A 24,331-nucleotide genomic window follows, 5' to 3' on the forward strand; every position below is an offset into this window, starting at 1 on the left:
TATCCACCTTTCCATTAAGACTAATCTATTAAATCAATAATCCACTAGTGATTTGTTTGTACTACACGTGCAATGTGAATAATCAAATACATCTTTTCTTCCTTTGATATCCTATAACAATAGCTTTCAGTCAAAAAATCAGCAATCTTATTCACACAATTATATGCATTACAATATTTTTTTTTAATTACTTCATATAGTTCTCCATCATCTTCATCATGAAATTCTTTATGATTCAATAAACGATAAGCAAAAAATTTTAAATGAGTACTAAAACGATAAAAATAAACAGAGTCTTCATTAAAAGTAATTTTGAAATGGTATTTAACGATGTTCGTAATCTCTTGCATGATTTTTGTTAATTCATAAACATTGCCAACTTCTTCATCCATTTCTGCATTGACTAGATGCAAAGCAATAAAACCAGCTTCATCTTCTGGCAATTGCACATCGAACTTCTCTTTGACCATCTCAACTGCCTTATTCCCAATAAAATATTCATCAGAAAAAAAACGCTTGATGTCCCATAATAGAAAATTCTTTACTTCGATTCCTTGCTTCATTCGCTCTAGTGCTGTATGCAGATGATCCGTTAAAGAAATAAAAATTGTATCATTTAGCTTTCTGCCAAGTTTCGTTTTTGCATATTTGATAATCTCATCTGACAGCTGCATCACTTCTAACGGTAGTTCTCCCAATAGTTCTTGGAATTTTAATGAAGTATCCTGATTCGCTAAACGAAATACTTGATCTACTCGCTCCTCTTCAATGAAATCTCCTATTTTTCTTTTAAATGCAATACCACGTCCCATCACAATTTGCTCTTGTTCATTCACATCTAACGTAATCACAACATTATTATTCAAAGTTTTTTGAATAATCATTTCTTCGCTCCCTTCATTTCATTATGCTCAACTCCTTCAATTGTAAAAAAGAAAAACCCAACCTTTCCAAAAAAGAAGATACTCTCCCTCTTTAGAAAAATTAGGTTTAGCTTGTATTTAAACAATCACTATCCAGATATTCACTTATTCTGTACAAGCATAGAATACCTTATTATAGTAGCATTGTCAACGTTTTCATAAAATATTTTATAAACAATAAAAAAACATTTTGCAAAAGAAGCAAAATGTTTTAAAATCATGACCCGTACGGGAATCGAACCCGTGATACCGCCGTGAAAGGGCGGTGTCTTAACCGCTTGACCAACGGGCCATTTAAAAATTATGGGCCTAAATGGACTCGAACCATCGACCTCACGCTTATCAGGCGTGCGCTCTAACCAGCTGAGCTATAGGCCCTTAAAGAAAAAAAGCGGGTGACGAGAATCGAACTCGCGACAACAGCTTGGAAGGCTGTGGTTTTACCACTAAACTACACCCGCATGTTTCTTCTTTCAAATGGCGCAAGACAGAATCGAACTGCCGACACACGGAGCTTCAATCCGTTGCTCTACCAACTGAGCTACTGCGCCAAAAAACTATAAACGGTCTGGACGGGACTCGAACCCGCGACCTCCTGCGTGACAGGCAGGCATTCTAACCAGCTGAACTACCAAACCAATAGTAAAAGTGTTACGTCACTATCTTATTTAGCTTTTAATTACTACTTAAAAGCAATTGCGGGGGCAGGATTTGAACCTACGACCTTCGGGTTATGAGCCCGACGAGCTACCTGACTGCTCCACCCCGCGATAATATATAGTCTCTATATGACTATAAAAAATGATGATTCTTAGTAAGGTTATTTCTCTCACTATATTCGACAAGTACTAATCACCATAATGCTAAAGCATCGTAATTCTTAGTAAAGGAGGATAAGGGATTCGAACCCTTGCACGGTTTTACCCGCCTGACGGTTTTCAAGACCGTTCCCTTCAGCCGGACTTGGGTAATCCTCCGGAATAACTATTAAATCATGACCCGTACGGGAATCGAACCCGTGATACCGCCGTGAAAGGGCGGTGTCTTAACCGCTTGACCAACGGGCCGCTATGAAACGGAGAAGGAGGGATTTGAACCCTCGCGCCGGTTTCCCGACCTACACCCTTAGCAGGGGCGCCTCTTCAGCCACTTGAGTACTTCCCCAAGAAAATAATTTGAAAAATGGGCCTAAATGGACTCGAACCATCGACCTCACGCTTATCAGGCGTGCGCTCTAACCAGCTGAGCTATAGGCCCATAAAGCGGGTGACGAGAATCGAACTCGCGACAACAGCTTGGAAGGCTGTGGTTTTACCACTAAACTACACCCGCAAAACTTCAAAACGGTCTGGACGGGACTCGAACCCGCGACCTCCTGCGTGACAGGCAGGCATTCTAACCAGCTGAACTACCAAACCAATAGTAAAAGTATTACGTCACTACCTTATTTTAGCTTTTAATTACTACTTAAAAGCAATTGCGGGGGCAGGATTTGAACCTACGACCTTCGGGTTATGAGCCCGACGAGCTACCTGACTGCTCCACCCCGCGATAATATATAGCCTATATGACTATAAAAGAGTGATGATTCTTAGTGTTTTCTAGTAAGATTTTCTCTCACTACTTTCGACAAGTACTAATCACCATAATGCTAAAGCATCGTAATTCTTAGTAAAGGAGGATAAGGGATTCGAACCCTTGCACGGTTTTACCCGCCTGACGGTTTTCAAGACCGTTCCCTTCAGCCGGACTTGGGTAATCCTCCGGAATAAAATAGTACAACTAATCAAAATGTCACTACAATGGACCTTGTAGGACTCGAACCTACGACCGGACGGTTATGAGCCGTCTGCTCTAACCAACTGAGCTAAAGGTCCTTGGCTCTTAAAAAAAGAAATCGCGGCGAAGGGGATCGAACCCCCGACCTCCCGGGTATGAACCGGACGCTCTAGCCAGCTGAGCTACACCGCGAAAATAATAAAGTACTAATGGAGCCTAGCGGGATCGAACCGCTGACCTCCTGCGTGCAAAGCAGGCGCTCTCCCATCTGAGCTAAGGCCCCACAAAATAAATCGGGAAGACAGGATTCGAACCTGCGACCCCTTGGTCCCAAACCAAGTGCTCTACCAAGCTGAGCTACTTCCCGTAATTACAATGCACCCAAAGGGAGTCGAACCCCTAACCTCTTGATTCGTAGTCAAGCACTCTATCCAGTTGAGCTATGGGTGCAACATTTCTAATGCCGAGGACCGGAATCGAACCGGTACGGTGATCACTCACCGCAGGATTTTAAGTCCTGTGCGTCTGCCAGTTCCGCCACCCCGGCGAAAGAACAAGCTAAGCGGAAAACGGGGTTCGAACCCGCGACCCCCACCTTGGCAAGGTGGTGCTCTACCACTGAGCTATTTCCGCAGTCTGGATGCCGGCTAAAGGATTTGAACCCTCGACCCTCTGATTACAAATCAGATGCTCTACCAACTGAGCTAAGCCGGCGTGATGATCGCCTAGTTATAAAACGAGACTAAAAATGCGGGTGAAGGGACTTGAACCCCCACGCCGTAAGGCGCTAGATCCTAAATCTAGTGCGTCTGCCAATTCCGCCACACCCGCAAAATATTCCTATGAGCCGTGCAGGGCTCGAACCTGCGACCCTCTGATTAAAAGTCAGATGCTCTACCAACTGAGCTAACGGCTCAAAAAATGGAGGTTGACGGGATCGAACCGCCGACCCCCTGCTTGTAAGGCAGGTGCTCTCCCAGCTGAGCTAAACCTCCAAGACAACACTTTAGCGTGGCGACGTCCTACTCTCACAAAGGGAAACCCTTCACTACAATCGGCGCTAAGAAGCTTAACTTCTGTGTTCGGCATGGGAACAGGTGTATCCTTCTCGCTATCGCCACCACACTGGGTGTTGTTGCTATTCAATTGAGTGATTATTCACTCAAAACTGGATTGAAGTTGTAATCAAACTGTCCGATCTACTTTTTTATTTCGTTTCTTTGGTTAAGTCCTCGACCGATTAGTATTGGTCCGCTCCGTACATCACTGCACTTCCACTTCCAACCTATCTACCTGATCATCTCTCAGGGGTCTTACTTTCTTAAAGAAATGGGAAATCTCATCTTGAGGTGGGCTTCACACTTAGATGCTTTCAGCGTTTATCCCTTCCCTACATAGCTACCCAGCAATGCCCTTGGCAGAACAACTGGTACACCAGCGGTAAGTCCATCCCGGTCCTCTCGTACTAAGGACAGCTCCTCTCAAATTTCCAACGCCCGCGACGGATAGGGACCGAACTGTCTCACGACGTTCTGAACCCAGCTCGCGTGCCGCTTTAATGGGCGAACAGCCCAACCCTTGGGACCGACTACAGCCCCAGGATGCGACGAGCCGACATCGAGGTGCCAAACCTCCCCGTCGATGTGGACTCTTGGGGGAGATAAGCCTGTTATCCCCAGGGTAGCTTTTATCCGTTGAGCGATGGCCCTTCCATGCGGAACCACCGGATCACTAAGCCCGACTTTCGTCCCTGCTCGACTTGTAAGTCTCGCAGTCAAGCTCCCTTCTGCCTTTACACTCTGCGAATGATTTCCAACCATTCTGAGGGAACCTTTGGGCGCCTCCGTTACTCTTTAGGAGGCGACCGCCCCAGTCAAACTGCCCACCTGACACTGTCTCCCACCACGATAAGTGGTGCGGGTTAGAGGGTTCATAACACAAGGGTAGTATCCCACCAGCGCCTCCACCGAAACTAGCGTTCCGGATTCATCGGCTCCTACCTATCCTGTACATGTGGTACAAACACTCAATATCAAGCTACAGTAAAGCTCCATGGGGTCTTTCCGTCCTGTCGCGGGTAACCTGCATCTTCACAGGTACTAAAATTTCACCGAGTCTCTCGTTGAGACAGTGCCCAAATCGTTACGCCTTTCGTGCGGGTCGGAACTTACCCGACAAGGAATTTCGCTACCTTAGGACCGTTATAGTTACGGCCGCCGTTTACTGGGGCTTCAATTCTGAGCTTCGCCGAAGCTAACCCATCCTCTTAACCTTCCAGCACCGGGCAGGCGTCAGCCCCTATACTTCATCTTTCGATTTTGCAGAGACCTGTGTTTTTGATAAACAGTCGCTTGGGCCTATTCACTGCGGCTGACCGAAGTCAGCACCCCTTCTCCCGAAGTTACGGGGTCATTTTGCCGAGTTCCTTAACGAGAGTTCGCTCGCTCACCTTAGGATACTCTCCTCGACTACCTGTGTCGGTTTACGGTACGGGCAGTTGTTTTCTCACTAGAAGCTTTTCTTGACAGTGTGACATCAGGAACTTCGGTACTATTATTTCCCTCCCCATCACAGCTTGTCCGTATAGAGTAAAGCATTTGACTCTACTCAAGACTTACTGCTTGGACATGCACTTCCAGTCGCATGCATTCCTTAGCCTCCTGCGTCCCTCCATTGCTCAAACAAAAACAACTGGTACAGGAATATCAACCTGTTGTCCATCGCCTACGCCTATCGGCCTCGGCTTAGGTCCCGACTAACCCTGGGCGGACGAGCCTTCCCCAGGAAACCTTAGTCATACGGTGGACGGGATTCTCACCCGTCTTTCGCTACTCATACCGGCATTCTCACTTCTAAGCGCTCCAGCCGTCCTCACGATCGACCTTCAACGCCCTTAGAACGCTCTCCTACCATCACACCAGAGGTGTGATCCACAGCTTCGGTAATATGTTTAGCCCCGGTACATTTTCGGCGCAGGGTCACTCGACTAGTGAGCTATTACGCACTCTTTAAATGGTGGCTGCTTCTGAGCCAACATCCTAGTTGTCTGTGCAACCCCACATCCTTTTCCACTTAACATATATTTTGGGACCTTAGCTGGTGGTCTGGGCTGTTTCCCTTTCGACTACGGATCTTATCACTCGCAGTCTGACTGCCGAATATGAATGAATGGCATTCGGAGTTTATCTGAATTCGGTAACCCGAGATGGGCCCCTAGTCCAAACAGTGCTCTACCTCCATCATTCTTAACTTCGACGCTAGCCCTAAAGCTATTTCGGAGAGAACCAGCTATCTCCAAGTTCGTTTGGAATTTCTCCGCTACCCACAGCTCATCCCCGCACTTTTCAACGTACGTGGGTTCGGTCCTCCAGTGCGTTTTACCACACCTTCAACCTGGCCATGGGTAGATCACATGGTTTCGGGTCTACGACTACATACTCATTCGCCCTATTCAGACTCGCTTTCGCTGCGGCTCCGGCTCTTCACCTTAACCTCGCATGCAATCGTAACTCGCCGGTTCATTCTACAAAAGGCACGCCATCACCCATTAACGGGCTTTGACTTGTTGTAGGCACACGGTTTCAGGATCTATTTCACTCCCCTTCCGGGGTGCTTTTCACCTTTCCCTCACGGTACTGGTTCACTATCGGTCATTAGGGAGTATTTAGCCTTGCGGGATGGTCCCCGCGGATTCCGACGGAATTTCTCGTGTTCCGCCGTACTCAGGATCCTCCTAGGTGTTGCCAACATTTCGTCTACGGGGCTATTACCCACTTTGGCGAACCTTTCCAGGTTCTTCGACTATCTTGACAGACTACCACATCGGAGTCCTACAACCCCAACAAGCAAGCTTGTTGGTTTGGGCTTTTCCCGTTTCGCTCGCCGCTACTCAGGGAATCGAATTTTCTTTCTCTTCCTGCAGGTACTTAGATGTTTCAGTTCTCTGCGTCTACCTCTATCCAGCTATGTATTCACTGAATAGTAACATCCTATAAAAGATGCTGGGTTTCCCCATTCGGAAATCTCTGGATCATAGCTCACTTACAGCTCCCCAAAGCATATCGGTGTTAGTCCCGTCCTTCATCGGCTCCTAATGCCAAGGCATCCACCGTGCGCCCTTATTCACTTAACCTTACGATCTTACGATCGGTTTTGTTTGGCTCGTTTCTCTAGCGATAGAGGCGTGACCAATAAAATAAGCTTCGAACTATTTTAATTAAAAAACTCATTCAACGCGGTGTTCTCGGTTTGTTTTGATTACTTTTATACTTCAATATCCAGTTTTCAATGAACAATTCGTTTGAGAGAATCATATAAAAAGAAAGAAAATCTAATGATTAACTTCTTTATATAAGAGTAAACCTCTCAAAACTGAACAAAGTGTCGACGAATGTGTAAGTTTCCGTGATATTCCTTAGAAAGGAGGTGATCCAGCCGCACCTTCCGATACGGCTACCTTGTTACGACTTCACCCCAATCATCTATCCCACCTTAGGCGGCTGGCTCCACAAGGGTTACCTCACCGACTTCGGGTGTTACAAACTTTCGTGGTGTGACGGGCGGTGTGTACAAGGCCCGGGAACGTATTCACCGCGGCGTGCTGATCCGCGATTACTAGCGATTCCGGCTTCATGTAGGCGAGTTGCAGCCTACAATCCGAACTGAGAGAAGCTTTAAGAGATTTGCATGACCTCGCGGCCTAGCGACTCGTTGTACTTCCCATTGTAGCACGTGTGTAGCCCAGGTCATAAGGGGCATGATGATTTGACGTCATCCCCACCTTCCTCCGGTTTGTCACCGGCAGTCTCGCTAGAGTGCCCAACTGAATGATGGCAACTAACAATAAGGGTTGCGCTCGTTGCGGGACTTAACCCAACATCTCACGACACGAGCTGACGACAACCATGCACCACCTGTCACTTTGTCCCCGAAGGGAAAGCTCTATCTCTAGAGTGGTCAAAGGATGTCAAGACCTGGTAAGGTTCTTCGCGTTGCTTCGAATTAAACCACATGCTCCACCGCTTGTGCGGGCCCCCGTCAATTCCTTTGAGTTTCAACCTTGCGGTCGTACTCCCCAGGCGGAGTGCTTAATGCGTTAGCTGCAGCACTGAAGGGCGGAAACCCTCCAACACTTAGCACTCATCGTTTACGGCGTGGACTACCAGGGTATCTAATCCTGTTTGCTCCCCACGCTTTCGAGCCTCAGCGTCAGTTACAGACCAGAGAGTCGCCTTCGCCACTGGTGTTCCTCCATATATCTACGCATTTCACCGCTACACATGGAATTCCACTCTCCTCTTCTGCACTCAAGTCTCCCAGTTTCCAATGACCCTCCCCGGTTGAGCCGGGGGCTTTCACATCAGACTTAAGAAACCGCCTGCGCTCGCTTTACGCCCAATAAATCCGGACAACGCTTGCCACCTACGTATTACCGCGGCTGCTGGCACGTAGTTAGCCGTGGCTTTCTGGTTAGATACCGTCAAGGTAAGAGCAGTTACTCTCCTACTTGTTCTTCTCTAACAACAGAGTTTTACGATCCGAAAACCTTCTTCACTCACGCGGCGTTGCTCGGTCAGACTTTCGTCCATTGCCGAAGATTCCCTACTGCTGCCTCCCGTAGGAGTCTGGGCCGTGTCTCAGTCCCAGTGTGGCCGATCACCCTCTCAGGTCGGCTATGCATCATGGCCTTGGTGAGCCGTTACCTCACCAACTAGCTAATGCACCGCGGGTCCATCCATCAGTGACACCCGAAAGCGTCTTTCAAGTCAGCACCATGCGGTGTCGACTATTATGCGGTATTAGCACCTGTTTCCAAGTGTTATCCCCCTCTGATGGGTAGGTTACCCACGTGTTACTCACCCGTCCGCCACTCCTCTTTTCAAGTGAGTGCAAGCACTCGGTAGAAAAGAAGCGTTCGACTTGCATGTATTAGGCACGCCGCCAGCGTTCGTCCTGAGCCAGGATCAAACTCTCATAATAAAAGTTGAACACAATCCGAAGATTGTTAAGCTCATTTGGTTGCTAGCATATTGCATCGCTTTGTTAAAAATTGTTGTTTGTTTTTACCGTTGTAAAAACAACCTACACATTTGGTTCGTCTTACTTTGTTCAGTTTTCAAAGGTCTACTGTGTTACCTTGCAGCAACTTTTATATCATATCAAATCTTCGATTCGATGTCAACACTTTTTTTAAAAAAGTTTCAAAGTTTTCTCTGCTTGATGTTATCGAATGTTTCGCGACAACTTCATTAGTTTATCAGGTTGTTTGTTATTTGTCAACAACTTTCATCCTGTTTTTTCAAGTTTCTTTCGAACTTGATTTGTTATTTCATGTTCGTTTCAATTGCCGATGATTCTTGAGGCAACTACACTAGTTTATCAGGCTAGTCGTTGTTTGTCAATAACTATTTTACTGATTTCCAAAGTTTTTTTCAAACTTGGATTGTTATCTTATCCTCATCGTTCGGCGTGTTACATCAGTGCCTTGCGACAAGATATAATATACCAAGTTTCTGGGCTTAGGTCAACTAAAAATTGCACTTTTTTTAAAGTTTTTTTCTTTGCCGATTATTTTATTACTTTTGTTCTTTATTGTTCGTTTTTAACTGTTCGAAAAACAGAATCTTATGAATTTCCGTGGTATTTTTCAGAAAATTAAAAAGAGGCAATTTCTAGCAAAGAATCGCCTCTTTCACTTTTATCTCATTGTTGGGAATAACAGAACATCACGAATCGATTGAGCATCCGTTAATAACATAACTAAACGGTCAATACCAATTCCTAATCCGCCAGTTGGTGGCAATCCGTACTCCAGTGCTTCAATAAAGTCTTCATCTACACCGTGAGCTTCATCATTTCCTTGTTCACGCTCTTTTTCTTGATCTTCAAAACGCTCACGTTGATCAATCGGGTCATTTAGTTCAGTAAATGCATTAGCAAATTCTTTTCCTACTATAAATAATTCAAAACGATCGGTAAAGCGAGCATCTTCTGGATTTTTCTTTGCTAGAGGAGACACTTCTACTGGATGTCCAAAAACAAATGTTGGTTGTTCCAGCGTTTCTTCGACAAAAGCTTCAAAGAATTCATTCAAGATATGCCCTACCGCCATATTATCATTGATTTCTACATTATGTTTTTTCGCCAAAGTACGGGCTTTTTCGACAGTCATTTCCTGCCAGAAATCCACACCTGTTTGTTCTTTGATCGCATCTACCATATGGACGCGTTTAAATTCAGAACCTAGGTCAACTTCTTTTCCATCATATGTGATAGTGGTTGTTCCTAAGACTTTTTCTGCTGCGTTTCGGATGATCCCTTCAGTCAGATCCATCACATCTTTATAATCTGTGTATGCAGTATAGGCTTCTAACATAGTGAATTCAGGGTTATGAGTTGTATCAATTCCTTCATTACGGAATACTCGTCCGATTTCATAGACTTTCTCCATACCTCCGACAATCAAACGTTTCAAATGTAATTCTAAAGCAATCCGTAGATATAAGTCCATATCTAATGCATTATGATGCGTAATAAATGGACGTGCAGCTGCGCCGCCAGCATCATTGTGTAAAACAGGCGTCTCTACTTCTACATAACCATTATTATCAAGGTAACGACGAATTTCACTAATAATTTGACTACGTTTCATAAAACGATCGAAACTGTCCTTGTTACTGATCAAATCCAAATAACGTTGACGATAACGTTGTTCGATGTTCGTTAAGCCGTGATATTTATCTGGTAGCGGACGCAATGCTTTCGTTAATAATACGATCGTTTTGGCTTTAATCGTCACTTCACCTGTGTCTGTTTTCATTATTTGCCCTGTAACACCAAAGAAATCACCTAAATCGGCGTACTTAAATAATTCGTATGCTTTATCGCCTACTTGGTCTTTGCGTACATAAATTTGAACTTGGCCTTCGCGATCTTGTAAATGAGCGAATCCTGCTTTTCCTTTACCACGTTTTGTCATCATACGGCCAGCAACACTTGCCGATAAATCCATCTCGCTCAATTCTTCTTTTGAATGTTGATCAAATTGTACATGTAGTTCTTTTGAATTATGTGTTCGGTCAAAACGTTTCCCAAAAGGATCGATTCCTTCTTCACGTAAATTTTCCATTTTCTCACGACGCACGAGCATTTGATCGTTTAGCTCTTCTGAGTGCGCTTGTTGTTCATCTGCCACTGTATTTCCTCCATTCTGAAATCACATACCCTTATAATGCCACATTGAAACAAAAAAAAGCAAGCCGAATTTCTGTTTCAGCCAGCTTTTTTTATTAGAACATTTCGATTATTTCTTTTTGTGCATGTTTTTCTGCTTTTTCTTCAAATGCATCTAGCAATTCGATCATCCCTTGTTGGGTTTCAGCTTGATTGATTGCAGCTTTCACTTTAGCAGCCCGTGGAATTCCTTTTAAGTAGTAGGCAGCATGCTGACGAAATTCTCTTGTCGCAATTTTTTCGCCTTTTAAATCCACTAAACGTCGCAAATGTATTTTAGCTGTATTTATTTTTTCGTGTGGAGCAGGTTCAGCCATTAACTCTCCTGTTTCAAGATATTGTTTGGTTCTTTGGATCATCCAGGGATTTCCTAAGGCTGCTCTGCCGATCATCACACCATCAGCGCCAACATATTCAATCATGCGTTTTGCGTCTTCTGGTGTACGGACATCGCCATTGCCCATGAAAGGAATGGTTAGATGCTGTTTCACTTCTTTTAAAACATCCCAATTTGCTTGTCCTTCATACATTTGTACTCTTGTGCGACCATGCATAGCAATTGCTGAAGCGCCTGCTTTTTCAGCAGCCAGAGCATTCTCAACAGCAAATAAATGATCTTCATCCCAACCAGTTCTCATTTTCACAGTAACTGGCAAGTTGATAGCGGAAGAAACAGCTTCTACCATTTCATAGACTTTATTCGGATCTAAAAGCCATTTTGCTCCTGATTCGGCTTTGATAACTTTGTTTACTGGACAGCCCATGTTAATATCGATGATCGCAGCTTTGGTATTTTCTTCTACAAACTTTGCAGCTTCAACTAGTGTTTCTTTGTCGCCACCGAAAATTTGTACACTTAATGGGTATTCCTTATCATCTATATAAAGCATGTCTAAGGTTTTTTTATTTCTTTGCTGGATTCCTTTATCACTAATCATTTCACAGACAACCAGCCCTGCACCAAACTCTTTGACCGTTACACGAAAAGCAGCATTACTAATGCCAGCCATCGGTGCGACTACAACGCGATTGGGAATATCCACATTTCCTATTTTCCACATAGCGTTTCTCTCCTACTTTTCCCGAGTATTGTTGATTGCTTCATCTCGTAATTCAATTAGATCCTCTTCGCTATAATTATATTTGTTGCCACAAAATTGACAAACAGCTTCGGCTCCATGATCTTCTTCAATCATTGCATTGATTTCATCTAGACCAACTGCGATGATTGCTGTACCAAATTTTTCTTTTGAGCAATTACATTTAAATTGAACAGGCATTTTTTCTAGAATTTCAATATTATCTTTACCAAGTAAACGCTCTAGAATACCTTCTGGCGATTCGCCTTCATCGATCAAACGAGAAATCATCGGCACTTCTTGCAAACGTTGTTCAATGAACTCGATGATTTTTTCATCTGCTCCTGGCATCACTTGGATCATAAAACCACCCGCTGCTTTGACACTTTCATCTGTATCAACTAAAACACTCAAACCAATTGCTGACGGGATCTGCTCAGAGACTGCCATGAAGTAAGTGAAATCTTCACCGATTTCACCTGACACGATCGGAGTTTGTCCTGAAAAAGTTTCTTTTAAGCCTAAATCCTTTATTACAGTAAAAATACCTTCTGTTCCAACAGCTCCGCGAACATCGATTTTACCACTTTCATTCAAGGTTAAACTTACATGAGGATTTTTTATGTATCCTTTAGTGTTTCCACTACCATCACTATCAACAACAATGCTGCCAGCTGGTCCATTCCCTTGGACTTTAACAGTCAGTTTATCCTCACCTTTTAATGTAGCACCGAGCAGCAAAGCGCCAACCATCGTTCTACCTAAGGCTGCAGTTGATGAACTCCATGTATCATGACGTTTTTGTGCTTCTGAGATTGTATTAGTTGCGCAGACTGCATAAGCGCGAATCGATCCTTCATAACATAATGCCTTTACTAAGTAATCTTCCATTTTTATATTCCTCTTCTCAATTGGTACTTTTTCTGGCTCATTATCAGATAATACTAGGATTTTACTATTTTTTCAACTAAATAATTTCAACTTCAAGAAAAGAGCACCCCATGTATGGGATGCTCTTTGTGTTCTATTTGTAACGATCATCAAAATTATTACGGTCATATTCAGAATCATTTTTATGCTCATCATCAGATTTAACTTCTGATTGAACTTGTTCTTCTGTTTTTTCGCTGTCCGCTTTTAATTCTTCAGTTTCATCACGTAGTTCTTGTTTGGCTTCTTCAAAATCATGTTTTTCTTCAGCTTGTCTTTGTGCATCTTTTTCTTCTAATGCACGTTTTGCTTCTTCAAACGTTTGTGCTTTTTCACTAGGGAATTGGCTATCGATAACGTCTTGAGGCATAACGCCTTCTTCAAACAATGATTTGATACTACGAGCATCTAATGTTTCATACTCTAATAGTTTTTCAGCAATTAATTTATGTTGCGCACGGTGAGATTCGATGATTTCACGTGCTTTATCGTGAGCTTCCATCAAGATACGACGGACTTCTTGATCGATTTCGAATGCTACTTGCTCAGAATAGGCTTTTGTTTGACCATAATCACGGCCCACAAAGACTTGGTGGTTCCCTTCGTATTGAACTGGACCTAATTTGTCACTCATTCCATATTCAGTTACCATACTACGAGCAATGCCTGTTGCTTGTTCAAAGTCATTTGATGCACCTGTTGATTGAACATCGAAAATAATTTCTTCCGCTGTACGTCCGCCAAGTAATCCAACGATTTGTTCAAACATGTCTTCTTTAGTCATTAAGAATTGATCTTCTTTTGGTAAGGCAATCATGTAACCGCCAGCGCGTCCACGAGGAATGATCGTTACTTTGTGAACGATACGGGCGCGACTTAAAACTAAGCCAACGATAGTATGTCCAGCTTCGTGGTAAGCAACCATTTCGCGTTCTTTTTTGTTGATAACTCGATCTTTTTTCGCTGGTCCAGCAATTACGCGATCTTCTGCTTCATCCACATCAGATGCATCAATTTTTTTCTTATTACGACGAGCGGCAACTAATGCAGCTTCATTCAATACATTTTCTAAATCAGCACCGGCAAAACCTGGTGTTTGTTGTGCAACGACTTTCAAATCAACATCATCAGCCAACGGTTTGTTACGGGCATGAACTTTAAGGATCGCTTCACGGCCTTTCACATCAGGACGGCCAACTAAAATTTGACGGTCAAAACGACCTGGACGCAGTAATGCTGGGTCTAACACATCTGAACGGTTTGTTGCAGCTACGACGATTACGCCTTCATTGCCATCAAATCCATCCATTTCAACAAGTAATTGGTTAAGGGTTTGTTCACGTTCATCGTGTCCGCCACCCATACCAGCACCACGTTGACGACCAACTGCATCGATTTCATCGATGAAGATGATAGCTGGTGCATTTTTCTTCGCTGTTTCAAATAAATCACGGACACGGCTTGCACCGACACCGACAAACATCTCAACAAAATCTGAACCTGAGATAGAGTAGAAAGGCACACCTGCTTCACCAGCAACGGCTTTAGCAAGTAATGTTTTACCAGTTCCTGGAGGTCCTTCTAAAAGAACACCAGCTGGAATACGAGCACCTAATTCAACGAAACGTCGAGGATCTTTTAAGAATTCGACTACTTCTACTAATTCTTGTTTTTCTTCTTCAGCTCCGGCTACATCAGAGAAGCGCACGCGGTTCGCTTTTTTGTCTGCTTCTTTGGCTTTTGATTTACCAAAGTTCATGACACGGCCGCCGCCACCGCCACCGCCACCTTGTTGTCCCATCATCATATAGAATAAGAAGATGAACAATACGATCGGTAAGAAGCTAAATAGGATAGAAAGCCAAGCACCACTTGATGATTGTTCTTTCACAGAAAGTTTTACATTATTTTCTTGGGCCATATCTTGAATGCCTGATAATGTGATATCACTCGGCAAGACAATCGTCGTGAAAGATTTAGTAGAAACTTCTGTTGATCCCCATAAAGAAAGACCTCCAGTGTTTTTGATTTCTTGTTTTTCTTTGTACTGACCTGTGATTTTATACACACCATTAGTTGGTTGGATTGTCAGTTCTTTTACTTTACCTTCTTCTAACTGGGTATTGAAGGTTGAGTATTCGATATCTGGTGACTGGGGATTGTTATTTCCGAAAATGAAATAAACAACCATGACCATCGCCAAAATCAGCAATACATAATATAGGCCATTTTTCATGCCGCTATTCTTTTTATTCATGCCTGTCCTCCTTTGACTACTGCTCGTAATTAATTTTTACGGTTTATTTTTATCAATTCTGACCATTACATTGTAACATAACTAAATCTAAGAGAGATATTAATTCGCTTCGTAGATTTCAGGTTTCAATACGCCCACATACGGAAGATTTCGGTAAGCTTCTGCATAATCTAACCCATAACCTACAACAAATTCATTGGGAACATCAAAACCAACATAGTCTGCGACAATATCAACGACGCGGCCTTCTGGTTTGTCTAATAACGTAACGATTTTTACAGATGCTGCTTTTCTGTATTTAAAAAGATCCACTAAATAAGCTAATGTGCGGCCACTATCGATAATGTCCTCTACAATCAGAATATCTCGTCCTTCGACATTTGTATCCAAATCTTTAATAATTTTGACTTCCCCAGAAGAAACCGTCGCATTGCCATAACTTGATACAGCCATAAAATCCATTTCTAGATGAGTATCGATGCAACGTGTAATATCAGCCATGAAAGGTATTGCACCTTTTAAAATACCGATTACTAAAGGATTTTTACCCTTATAGTCTTCTGTTAGCTGTTTGCCAAGTTCAGTCGACTTTTCAACGATTTGTTCTTTTGTGATCAAAACTTGTTTAATATCATTCTCTAACATATTGCTCTCCTTCTCCTTTAAGATCCGATCTTAAACTCTTAGTGCTTGAACACTTAAAATTCGATATGATCGAAACGCTAGTGTGGTGATTCTTTGAGATGTTAAATTGTTATTTTTTTGTTTTTTTCGCTTCCTTAATAAAAGTAATTTTCAATCTTTACTCTTTTATTCTATAAAGTAGCCTGTAGAGTATTTTATCAGTTTCTGTAGGAATACTCAAATATGAGTTTACGAATTTAGGCACCCAAATAATTTCTTCTTCAGCAGAAAGAATGATCCATGCTCGTTCTCTGATCAAATTAGGAATTTTTTGGTCAATGAAAAGGCGATTTAATCTTTTTGTCAAGTTTGGCGTTAGGGAAATTCTATCGCCATTTTTCCGATGACGAATCGTTAATGGTAAGGCTGTCTGACCACTTATAAGCAAAGAAAATTCTGTCCAATTTTTTACGATTTCCGGTGGATCAATTTTTTCTTTTACCGTTTCCAGACCTAACCATTCATTTTTTGAAAGAAAGACGTGTTCAAACTCATTCAAAAAAAAGAGAGCATCTTCATGGATGGATTGTTTTTTTTCTAGGAAAAGTGTGTCATATTCTTTCATAACTTGCCAGCCTTGTTCAATATCCATAGACAGTTGAGGCGCTGGTCGATCAAGCATCGTCAAAAGTTGTTGACTCTGTGATTGGCTAATTGATACACCTTTTGGCACGATCGTCCGTTGAAACAAGGTCATCAAGAAAAATGTTTGCACACTTTTTTTTTCCTGTTTTAGTTCAGATAATTGGATTGACCACCCGGTTTTTGTTTTAGATACCCAACGAGCATACATTGGCTCTATCACCGACTGAATGATTTCATCAGCTAACGTGATTTGTTCACTAAAATCAGCCATATGTTGCAGAAACTTGGGATTTTCTTTTTTTAAGAGCGGCACAACTTGACGCCTTATACGATTACGCATATATGTATCACTTTGATTTGAGCTATCTTCAAAATACACAATTTTAGACTGTTTGGCGAATTGTTCCAATCGTTCTTTGGAAAAAATTAAGAAAGGGCGGATTAACGTTCCCGATCCAAATGACTGGCTTGCCCGAATTCCAACTAAATTCGACAACGTACTTCCTCTTGTCAGCTTCATTAAAAGTGTTTCAGCTTGATCATCACTATGGTGCGCAGTCAATAATAGTGAAATTTCTTCTCTTTTCATGATTTCCGCAAAAAAATCGTAGCGGATAGTCCGAGCGCGAGCTTCTGTGTTCTTTGTTTTATCTACTTCGTCCCATATTTTACTATAGTAAGTGATTTCTCGTTTTTGGCAGTACTGTTTCAGATAGTCTGCTTCTACCGATGATTCTGGGCGTAACCGATGATCAATATGAGCTACTGTCAGAGTTAAACAATCTTTTTGAGCAGCAGTCTGCATTAATTCTAATAAAACCATTGAATCTACTCCACCTGAAACTGCTAATAAGATTTGTTGATTTTGCTGCCAATAGTCATTTTTTTTACAGTGATCATAAAATTCTTGAAACATCTATTCACCTCGTTGTTTCGTCGCAGATAACCTCTCCTAGCACATGCTCCAAACATAAAAGCCGAGCTTTCGCTCAGCTTCATTTTTTTCATTTGTTAGTTGCGACGTCCGCCGCGTCCTCCACGTTTACCTTCTGTATTGCGTTTCAATGAAGTTAAACGATCATCACTATCTTTTAAAAATGAGCTCATTAATGAATCAAAATCTTGCTTTGAATTCATTGGTTGTGCTCTTGTAAATTGTTTTTTAGGCGCTGGACGCGCACTGCGGTCACGATTTCCTTGATGCTCATTGTTATCACGACGTTGATATTCACGTTTTGGTTCTGCCGTTTGTTCTTGTGCTTTGCGGATAGACAAGCCGACTTTACCGTCATCACCGACTGAGGTAACTTTTACAGTCACTTCATCCCCTACGGTCAATACATCATGGATATCTTTTACAAACCCATTTGATACTTCACTAATGTGAACCAACCCTGTTTTTCCTTCACCTAAATCGATAAAGGCACCAAAATTAGTGATACCAGACACTTTCCCTGGCAACTTCGCTCCTACTTCAATTGACATAAAAAAAATGTTCCTCCTATTATTTACCCTATTATATCTGCAGTTATTCGCCTGATTGTTTTTCAGATGAATGAGACTGTGATTGACTATCTGATGTTTTTTGTTCATTACTGGAGCTAGTCGTTCCGCCTAACTCTGGAATGTTGTAGATTTGTTCACCTTCTTTAGAGACGTAATAGCGGCTACGGGCTAGTTTTGCCACATAATCGTCATCTCTTAAAAGAGCAACGTCTTGTTCTAAACGATCCAACTTTTTATCTGCTTCTGCCGACTCAGCTACCGCTTCAGCCTGCTGTGTTTTAAAAGCACTCAGTTGCCGATAGTCTTTTACAAGCTGGATACCCGAAACAATAAAAATTACAAACGCCACGAGGAAAACAACTGCCAGACGGCGGCGTCTGAAAATCAACTGCTTTTGCTGTTTTTGAAATTCGGCATACTGTTCTTTTGTATACTCATTATCTAATGCAGCAACTTTTTCCATGTCTTTTTTCTTTTTTCCCATGTCTTACGCTCCACTCGTTTTTGGTTTGTCTGTCTTATTATACCAACATCTAAGAAGCTTGTCTAATCTAAATTATCACTATTTTCGACTCTTTTCTCTGAAACAATCTGATACATCTTGTCTGCATCTTCTTTTTTCGTAGAATCACGAAGTTCAAGTACTTCGATTTCTAAGATTTTATTCCCAAATTGGATCTTCACCTGATCACCGATTTTTACGTTACTTGATGATTTTGCCAAGATACCATTGATTTGAATCCGACCTTTATCCGCAACTTCTTTGGCTACAGGTCTTCTTTTGATAATACGGGAAACTTTTAAAAATTTGTCTAAACGCATAAACCTTACCTCTTCATTCTTAATATTTTCGCTCCAAACGGTAATGTCAGCCATTCCCGAATTGTAAATAATTGTATTTTAATGATAATAAAAATAAATGTTGCACCGCCAATCAACACACCCATTATTGCCACAAGCAACGCTTGACCACGATGTTCAACAGTGCCAAACAAAATGCCAACAACTCCTTGGTAACAGAGTAACACAATTCCCATCATTCCTAAACTGATCATTAATTTTCTAAAGAAATGATTTTCTACAATAAAACGATTGATTTCTCTTTTTGAAAACAGTATCAATAAAAACAAGGTAGCTAGTAATCCCACAATCGTTGAAAGACTCGCTCCAAGCGTTCCAAAAGTATAGGTCAAAGAGCTCGTCAAAAATAATTTTGTCAGTAATCCGATACCTGCCGAAAACATGGAGGTCAAAAATTGATTTCGACTTTGTAAAACGCTCTGATAGGCTTGTATGACTGCCATAAAAGCAATCGAACAAACATATACACCTAAAACACTATTGCCTTTATAATCTTTAAATAAAGCAAAATTTATATAAGGTAACAGGAGTGCCAATCCTATTGAAGCGGCCGCTGCAATCGCTGTTGTTAGTCGTAGAAATATTTTAGCAGCTTTTAAAAAGCGTTCCTTTTCTTGACTCATGAAATATTTTGTCAGCGCAGGTAAAAAACTTGAACTTAAAGCTAAGGCAACGACTAACCCTAATTGAACCAAAGGCTGTCCGCGATCATAAATACCTTTATCGATTTTTGCGGCGGAATCACTGATTCCCGATGCGACTAAAGCATTTTTAACCAGGAAAGAATCAATTAACTGGAAGAAAATCAAAAAAGCGCTATATAGCGATACGATCCCTCCTTCGACCAACAACCGGCCGAATAATTTTCCAGAGCCTCGTTCAATTTTCCATTGCGTAAGATAGGCCGAGCTACCCACACGAATTTTCTGATCGTAGTACCATAAAATTCCTACAGCAACCATTCCACCCAGCAATGCCCCGCCCATAGCGACTGTACCGGTCTGATAGACAGACCACCCAAATCTACTAAAAGAGTATGCTGCAATTAAAATTACCCCTACCCGAACAACTTGTTCTATTACTTGGGAAACAGCGCTTGGTACCATCAATAAGTGTCCTTGAAAATTGCCACGGTAAAATGACAGTATAGGCACCAATAAGAATGTAAAAGAAACGACTTGAATTAACGATGCTAATCGATAATCTCCCATCATAAAGGCAATTTCATGACTACCCAAAAAGAAAAAGACCCAACACAAAACAGCAATTATTGAAACAAAAGGAAAAAGTTTTTGTAATACTTTTTTCTGTTCACTAATATCTGGTTGCTCTGCGACAACTTTTGAAATAAACTGCGGCAATCCTGATAATGCTAAAGTCATCGCAATACCGTAGATCGGGTAAACTTGTTGATAAACATAGAACCCTTCATCCCCAACTAAATTTTGAAAAGGTACTCGATAAATCGCACTTAGCACTTTGGCAATAAATGACGCAACCGTTAAAACAACTGCACCTTGCATCATCGTCCGCATTTCTTTATGCGCCATTGTTGACCTCCTAGTCTAAAAGCGTAGTGGGCTCGCTTAGCTCTGAACGGAAAATAAGAAAAACTGACTGTGATGCTTTTTGTCATATTCCATTTTAATCTTTTCCCCGAAGAGCTAGCCCGTGAAGCTAGATAAATCTAAAAGCGGAACGGGCTCGTTCAACCTCAACTGTAAAATAGGGAAAATCGATTGAGGCGCTTTTTGCCTCACTCTATTTCTATCTTTTTTCCGAGAGATTAGCCCGTGAAGCTGGATAAGTCTAAAAGCAGAACGGGCTCGTTCAACCTCAACTGTAAAATAGGAAAAATCGATTGAGGCGCTTTTTGCCTCACTCTATTTTTATCTTTTTTCCGAGAGGTTAGCCCGTGAAGCTGGATAAGCTCATTCTTCTTCAACAATCATCGTCTTATATTTTTCTTGTCTTAACGCTGTTGTAAATAGCGCTACTTCCTGTAACCAAGCAGCTTCTTTCATGCTTTTAGGAACTTTTAGACGGACAGACATTTTTTCATTATCCACAGCAAGATCCGCTTTCAATTGGGTATGCGATAATGCTTCAAAAATTTGTTCTACGTTATAAGTTTTTGTACCGATTTTGCTTAAAGTAAAGGTGATTTCTTGCTGTCTTTTACGAATTGTTTCAACTAATGCACGATCCCCATCCATCTTAATTTGGCCTGTCGTCAATAGATGAGCAACTTCGTCTGGATATTCACCGAAGCGATCAAGTAAATCTGCATCGAGTTCATCATACATATCCATATTTTCCAGCTGACGAATCCGTTTATAGATTTCAATTTTCTGACGTTCATCAGAAATATAAGTTGTCGGTAAATAAGCATCGATGCCCAAGTCGATTTCAACAGAAGTTTTTTGATCTTGGATATTCTTTCCTTGTTTTCTAGCAACTGCTTCTGAAAGCATTTGTGAATACATATCAAACCCGACAGAATCAATAAAGCCATGTTGCTGTGCTCCTAAAAGATTCCCTGCTCCGCGTATCGATAGATCTCTCATGGCAATTTTAAACCCAGAACCTAGCTCAGTGAAGTCTTTGATTGCTTCTAAACGCTTCTCACTGACTTCATTTAAAATCTTTTGTTGCTCATACATAAAGTAAGCATATGCAACGCGATTGCTTCGACCTACCCTACCGCGTAATTGATATAAGGTGGATAAGCCCATGTAATCAGCATTTTCTACAAACAATGTATTCGCATTTGGAATATCTACACCTGTTTCAATGATTGTGGTCGTAACTAAAACATCATATTGTCGTTCGATAAAGTCAAATAGAGTATTTTCTAGTTGAACTTCTGTCATTTGACCATGGGCATACGTAATCCTAGCATCTGGAACCAACGCTTGAAGTTCTTCCACTTTTTGTTCAATCGTATCCACCCGATTATAAAGATAAAAAACTTGTCCATCACGCGCCATTTCTCTTTCGATTGCTTCTCTGATCGCACCTGGATTGTTTTCCATGACATACGTTTGGATCGGGTAACGATTTTCCGGCGGTGTTTCGATGACGGAAAGATCACGTACCCCTAGCATTGACATATGCAGTGTTCTTGGAATAGGGGTTGCAGTTAGCGTTAAAACATCTACTTGCGCACGAAGTTGTTTTAAACGTTCTTTGTGTTTGACACCAAAACGTTGTTCTTCATCGATCACCAATAATCCAAGATCACTGAATTTCACATCTTGAGATAGCAAACGATGGGTGCCTACTACAATATCTACTTGCCCGTGTTTAATCTTTTCTATTGTTTCATTTTGCTGCTTTTTCGTTCTAAAACGACTCAACAAGCCAACCTCTACCGGGAATCCCTCGAAACGATCTAGCATAGTCTCATAATGCTGTTGCGCTAATATAGTTGTTGGAACTAAAAAGGCGACTTGTTTATTGTTGTTAATTGCTTTGAATGCAGCACGTAAAGCTACTTCTGTTTTTCCGTATCCTACATCACCCACAAGCAAACGATCCATCGGCCGCGTTTTTTCCATATCATGTTTGATTTCCGCTGTACTACGTAATTGATCATCTGTTTCACTATATGGAAATGCATCTTCAAATTCTTTTTGATAAGCATCATCTGGTGGAAACGCATAGCCTTTTTCAGATTCTCTTGATGCATAAAGTTGGATCAAATCGTCTGCTATATCTTCGATTTTAGACGTGACTTTTCGTTTCGTCTTACTCCATTCACTACCGCCTAATTTATTGACTTTCGGTGATTTTGCTTCAGAGGCTACAAATTTTTGGATCAAGTTTAACTGCGTAACTGGAATAAAGAGTTTGTCATCATTTTGGTATAAAATCGTGATGTAGTCTTGGTGAATACCGTCTACTTCCAGTGTCTGCATCCCAATGTATTTACCGATCCCATGGTTGGCATGAACGACATAATCGCCATTTTTAAGATCACTATAACTTTTTAAGCGTTCTGCATTGGAAACTGTTTGACGGCGCGCTCTTTTTTTCGTCGTGGTATGGAAAATTTCTTTTTCTGTGATTGCAACGATTTTTTCGACAGGTAATTCAAAACCAGACTGCAATGAGCCTTCAACAATTTGAATTTTTCCTTCTATTAATTTATTGGCGGATACTGTCACACTGGAAATATCAAAATCTCGAAACAGCTCTTCAACTTTTTGACTACGCTCTTTCGTCGGGACAAAAACGACAACCGTCTGATCTTGTTTTTGCCAACGATCCATTTCCGTTTTTAATAATGGCATTTGACCAAAAAATTGTTGCATAGAACGGTATTGAAAATTATGAACAGCTTGAAAACGCAGATTGCCCATTCCTTTTTGAAATAACGAAAAGAATGTTGTCGCAAAAGTCATTTTCCGTACTTGTTCATGAAACTCCAAGCCAAATGTTTGCTCGGGAAAGACACGCATTTCTTCTAATTTAAGTACTTGCCACTCGTTTTCTTCACGAATGATCTCACGTTCTGCTTCTAGGATCCGTGCATAATCATCAACAAAAACTAAACTATCTTCAGAAATATAATCTAGTAAAGTAGTTTTCGTTTCATATAAAAAATCTGTATAGTAATGCGCTGTATCAGTTGGAATCCCTTGCCCCCAAGATGTCCCTAACTGACTAAAGTAATCCTGAAGAAAATCTTTTTCGGCTGTATCTTTGGCAATCGCCACTCTTTTTTCTAAGGCTCTGTTTAGTTCTTTTTCCCCATGAATCAAGTCTTCTTTTGAAAATACAAGATCCGTCATTGGTGAAAGTGTCACAGATTCAATGGCACCAACAGACCGCTGGGTATCTGCTTCAAAATATCGTAAAGAATCAATTTCGATATCAAACAGTTCTGCCCTAACTGGATATTCAGAATTTAACGGATAGACATCTATGATACTTCCGCGAATACTAAAATCTCCAGGTTTCCCAACTAAGGATTGGCGCTCATACCCCATTAAGACTAATTGTTGTGCCATGGTATCTAGATCGATTTCTCCGCCAATTTCCCAATGCAACTGTGCTTTTTCCCAGGTTTGTTTACTCGGTAAATATTTCCTTAGGCCCGCTACTGGGACAACGATGATCCCGGCTTGATCCGTTAGAAGAAAATTAAGTGCTGCTACTCTTTCTGCTCTAGCTTCTGGTGAGGAGAAAGCCATTTCAGCAGACAATACTTCATCCACGGGAAATATATAAACTTCTTCGTCTGATAAAATATTACGAAAATCTTCAACTAATTGATTCCCATAATATAGATTTGGAACAGCCACGACGATTTTTTGACTTTTTTCTTTAAACCCACTGGCCATGACCAATGTTTTAGCAGAGCCGGCTAGTCCCGTGATCAACTGACGAGTATTTCCTGTTAATTGTTTTTTCCAATCTCGGGCTAGTTCACTTGCACCAATTCGTTCAATGATGTTCATATTAGGCTCCTCCTTGCATATTTTCTATTC

The 24,331-nt window shown here is 41.5% G+C and carries 12 protein-coding genes, 25 tRNA genes and 3 rRNA genes; all 40 read right to left on the reverse strand.

Going from position 1 to position 24,331, the window contains the following annotated elements; all coding sequences use genetic code 11:
* Positions 1-44: 44 nt before the first annotated feature.
* Positions 45-884 carry a BglG family transcription antiterminator LicT gene (gene licT, locus AC4BC4_RS13485; protein ID WP_490476038.1) on the reverse strand — a complete coding sequence of 280 codons (840 nt, stop codon included), beginning with the start codon at positions 882-884 and terminating at the stop codon, positions 45-47.
* Between the two features lie 259 nt (positions 885-1,143).
* Positions 1,144-1,215 (reverse strand) — tRNA-Glu (locus tag AC4BC4_RS13490).
* Between the two features lie 12 nt (positions 1,216-1,227).
* Positions 1,228-1,301 (reverse strand) — tRNA-Ile (locus tag AC4BC4_RS13495).
* A 12-nt stretch (positions 1,302-1,313) separates the two neighbouring features.
* Positions 1,314-1,384: transfer RNA gene (locus AC4BC4_RS13500), tRNA-Gly, on the reverse strand.
* A 17-nt stretch (positions 1,385-1,401) separates the two neighbouring features.
* Positions 1,402-1,474, reverse strand: a tRNA-Phe gene (locus tag AC4BC4_RS13505).
* A 13-nt stretch (positions 1,475-1,487) separates the two neighbouring features.
* A tRNA-Asp gene (locus AC4BC4_RS13510) sits at positions 1,488-1,561 on the reverse strand.
* Positions 1,562-1,619: 58 nt separating this feature from the next.
* Positions 1,620-1,693 (reverse strand) — tRNA-Met (locus tag AC4BC4_RS13515).
* Between the two features lie 117 nt (positions 1,694-1,810).
* Positions 1,811-1,900: transfer RNA gene (locus tag AC4BC4_RS13520), tRNA-Ser, on the reverse strand.
* A gap of 18 nt (positions 1,901-1,918) precedes the next feature.
* Positions 1,919-1,990 (reverse strand) — tRNA-Glu (locus tag AC4BC4_RS13525).
* A 9-nt stretch (positions 1,991-1,999) separates the two neighbouring features.
* Positions 2,000-2,087 (reverse strand) — tRNA-Ser (locus tag AC4BC4_RS13530).
* A gap of 19 nt (positions 2,088-2,106) precedes the next feature.
* Positions 2,107-2,180: transfer RNA gene (locus AC4BC4_RS13535), tRNA-Ile, on the reverse strand.
* 4 nt (positions 2,181-2,184) lie between these two features.
* A tRNA-Gly gene (locus AC4BC4_RS13540) sits at positions 2,185-2,255 on the reverse strand.
* Between the two features lie 12 nt (positions 2,256-2,267).
* Positions 2,268-2,341: transfer RNA gene (locus tag AC4BC4_RS13545), tRNA-Asp, on the reverse strand.
* Positions 2,342-2,400: 59 nt separating this feature from the next.
* Positions 2,401-2,474: transfer RNA gene (locus AC4BC4_RS13550), tRNA-Met, on the reverse strand.
* A 124-nt stretch (positions 2,475-2,598) separates the two neighbouring features.
* A tRNA-Ser gene (locus AC4BC4_RS13555) sits at positions 2,599-2,688 on the reverse strand.
* 38 nt (positions 2,689-2,726) lie between these two features.
* Positions 2,727-2,800: transfer RNA gene (locus AC4BC4_RS13560), tRNA-Ile, on the reverse strand.
* A gap of 20 nt (positions 2,801-2,820) precedes the next feature.
* A tRNA-Met gene (locus AC4BC4_RS13565) sits at positions 2,821-2,894 on the reverse strand.
* An 18-nt stretch (positions 2,895-2,912) separates the two neighbouring features.
* Positions 2,913-2,985 (reverse strand) — tRNA-Ala (locus AC4BC4_RS13570).
* Between the two features lie 10 nt (positions 2,986-2,995).
* A tRNA-Pro gene (locus AC4BC4_RS13575) sits at positions 2,996-3,069 on the reverse strand.
* A 9-nt stretch (positions 3,070-3,078) separates the two neighbouring features.
* Positions 3,079-3,152, reverse strand: a tRNA-Arg gene (locus AC4BC4_RS13580).
* 11 nt (positions 3,153-3,163) lie between these two features.
* Positions 3,164-3,249: transfer RNA gene (locus AC4BC4_RS13585), tRNA-Leu, on the reverse strand.
* Positions 3,250-3,263: 14 nt separating this feature from the next.
* Positions 3,264-3,335, reverse strand: a tRNA-Gly gene (locus AC4BC4_RS13590).
* A gap of 8 nt (positions 3,336-3,343) precedes the next feature.
* Positions 3,344-3,416, reverse strand: a tRNA-Thr gene (locus AC4BC4_RS13595).
* Positions 3,417-3,451: 35 nt separating this feature from the next.
* Positions 3,452-3,533: transfer RNA gene (locus AC4BC4_RS13600), tRNA-Leu, on the reverse strand.
* 12 nt (positions 3,534-3,545) lie between these two features.
* Positions 3,546-3,618 (reverse strand) — tRNA-Lys (locus AC4BC4_RS13605).
* Between the two features lie 6 nt (positions 3,619-3,624).
* Positions 3,625-3,697 (reverse strand) — tRNA-Val (locus tag AC4BC4_RS13610).
* Positions 3,698-3,711: 14 nt separating this feature from the next.
* Positions 3,712-3,827, reverse strand: a 5S ribosomal RNA gene (gene rrf, locus AC4BC4_RS13615).
* Between the two features lie 95 nt (positions 3,828-3,922).
* Positions 3,923-6,834: ribosomal RNA gene (locus tag AC4BC4_RS13620) — 23S ribosomal RNA — on the reverse strand.
* 286 nt (positions 6,835-7,120) lie between these two features.
* Positions 7,121-8,681, reverse strand: a 16S ribosomal RNA gene (locus AC4BC4_RS13625).
* Together the 16S, 23S and 5S rRNA genes with 25 tRNA genes alongside form the textbook arrangement of a ribosomal RNA operon.
* A gap of 718 nt (positions 8,682-9,399) precedes the next feature.
* The gene (gene lysS / locus AC4BC4_RS13630; protein ID WP_490476039.1) at positions 9,400-10,896 is read right to left on the reverse strand and encodes a lysine--tRNA ligase; all 1,497 of its coding nucleotides are present in this window, start codon (positions 10,894-10,896) and stop codon (positions 9,400-9,402) included.
* A gap of 94 nt (positions 10,897-10,990) precedes the next feature.
* A complete protein-coding gene (gene dusB, locus AC4BC4_RS13635) occupies positions 10,991-11,995 on the reverse strand; it encodes a tRNA dihydrouridine synthase DusB (protein ID WP_490476040.1) in 1,005 nt (334 codons plus the stop codon).
* Positions 11,996-12,007: 12 nt separating this feature from the next.
* Positions 12,008-12,904, reverse strand: coding sequence for an Hsp33 family molecular chaperone HslO (hslO, locus tag AC4BC4_RS13640; protein WP_438758271.1), 897 nt, complete (start codon positions 12,902-12,904; stop codon positions 12,008-12,010).
* 133 nt (positions 12,905-13,037) lie between these two features.
* Positions 13,038-15,200 carry an ATP-dependent zinc metalloprotease FtsH gene (gene ftsH, locus AC4BC4_RS13645; protein ID WP_438758270.1) on the reverse strand — a complete coding sequence of 721 codons (2,163 nt, stop codon included), beginning with the start codon at positions 15,198-15,200 and terminating at the stop codon, positions 13,038-13,040.
* 99 nt (positions 15,201-15,299) lie between these two features.
* Positions 15,300-15,845 carry a hypoxanthine phosphoribosyltransferase gene (gene hpt / locus AC4BC4_RS13650; RefSeq protein ID WP_438758269.1) on the reverse strand — a complete coding sequence of 182 codons (546 nt, stop codon included), beginning with the start codon at positions 15,843-15,845 and terminating at the stop codon, positions 15,300-15,302.
* Positions 15,846-16,002: 157 nt separating this feature from the next.
* Entirely contained in the window at positions 16,003-17,385 is a 1,383-nt protein-coding gene (gene tilS / locus AC4BC4_RS13655) for a tRNA lysidine(34) synthetase TilS (protein ID WP_490476041.1), read from the reverse strand.
* Between the two features lie 95 nt (positions 17,386-17,480).
* Positions 17,481-17,954 carry a S1 domain-containing RNA-binding protein gene (locus tag AC4BC4_RS13660; protein ID WP_438758267.1) on the reverse strand — a complete coding sequence of 158 codons (474 nt, stop codon included), beginning with the start codon at positions 17,952-17,954 and terminating at the stop codon, positions 17,481-17,483.
* A 43-nt stretch (positions 17,955-17,997) separates the two neighbouring features.
* Complete coding sequence (locus tag AC4BC4_RS13665; protein WP_438758266.1) at positions 17,998-18,459, reverse strand: FtsB family cell division protein; 462 nt, start codon at positions 18,457-18,459, stop codon at positions 17,998-18,000.
* Positions 18,460-18,521: 62 nt separating this feature from the next.
* Positions 18,522-18,797, reverse strand: a complete 276-nt coding sequence (locus tag AC4BC4_RS13670; RefSeq protein ID WP_438758265.1) for an RNA-binding S4 domain-containing protein — start codon at positions 18,795-18,797, stop codon at positions 18,522-18,524.
* A gap of 5 nt (positions 18,798-18,802) precedes the next feature.
* Positions 18,803-20,386: a putative polysaccharide biosynthesis protein gene (locus AC4BC4_RS13675; protein WP_438758264.1), complete on the reverse strand. Its 1,584-nt coding sequence runs from the start codon at positions 20,384-20,386 to the stop codon at positions 18,803-18,805.
* Positions 20,387-20,767: 381 nt separating this feature from the next.
* Complete coding sequence (gene mfd / locus AC4BC4_RS13680) at positions 20,768-24,301, reverse strand: transcription-repair coupling factor (RefSeq protein WP_490476042.1); 3,534 nt, start codon at positions 24,299-24,301, stop codon at positions 20,768-20,770.
* Positions 24,302-24,331: the final 30 nt, after the last annotated feature.

The sequence above is a fragment of the Enterococcus sp. AMC1086 genome, assembly GCF_058216575.1.

Bases quoted from the DNA above. Each gene is read 5' to 3' on its own strand.
- mfd (WP_490476042.1), bottom strand. From the start codon at position 24,301: ATGAACATCATTGAACGAATTGGTGCAAGTGAACTAGCCCGAGATTGG.
- AC4BC4_RS13665 (WP_438758266.1), bottom strand. From the start codon at position 18,459: ATGGGAAAAAAGAAAAAAGACATGGAAAAAGTTGCTGCATTAGATAAT.
- AC4BC4_RS13660 (WP_438758267.1), bottom strand. From the start codon at position 17,954: ATGTCAATTGAAGTAGGAGCGAAGTTGCCAGGGAAAGTGTCTGGTATC.
- tilS (WP_490476041.1), bottom strand. From the start codon at position 17,385: ATGTTTCAAGAATTTTATGATCACTGTAAAAAAAATGACTATTGGCAG.
- AC4BC4_RS13675 (WP_438758264.1), bottom strand. From the start codon at position 20,386: ATGGCGCATAAAGAAATGCGGACGATGATGCAAGGTGCAGTTGTTTTA.
- hslO (WP_438758271.1), bottom strand. From the start codon at position 12,904: ATGGAAGATTACTTAGTAAAGGCATTATGTTATGAAGGATCGATTCGC.
- dusB (WP_490476040.1), bottom strand. From the start codon at position 11,995: ATGTGGAAAATAGGAAATGTGGATATTCCCAATCGCGTTGTAGTCGCA.
- AC4BC4_RS13670 (WP_438758265.1), bottom strand. From the start codon at position 18,797: ATGCGTTTAGACAAATTTTTAAAAGTTTCCCGTATTATCAAAAGAAGA.
- hpt (WP_438758269.1), bottom strand. From the start codon at position 15,845: ATGTTAGAGAATGATATTAAACAAGTTTTGATCACAAAAGAACAAATC.
- licT (WP_490476038.1), bottom strand. From the start codon at position 884: ATGATTATTCAAAAAACTTTGAATAATAATGTTGTGATTACGTTAGAT.
- ftsH (WP_438758270.1), bottom strand. From the start codon at position 15,200: ATGAATAAAAAGAATAGCGGCATGAAAAATGGCCTATATTATGTATTG.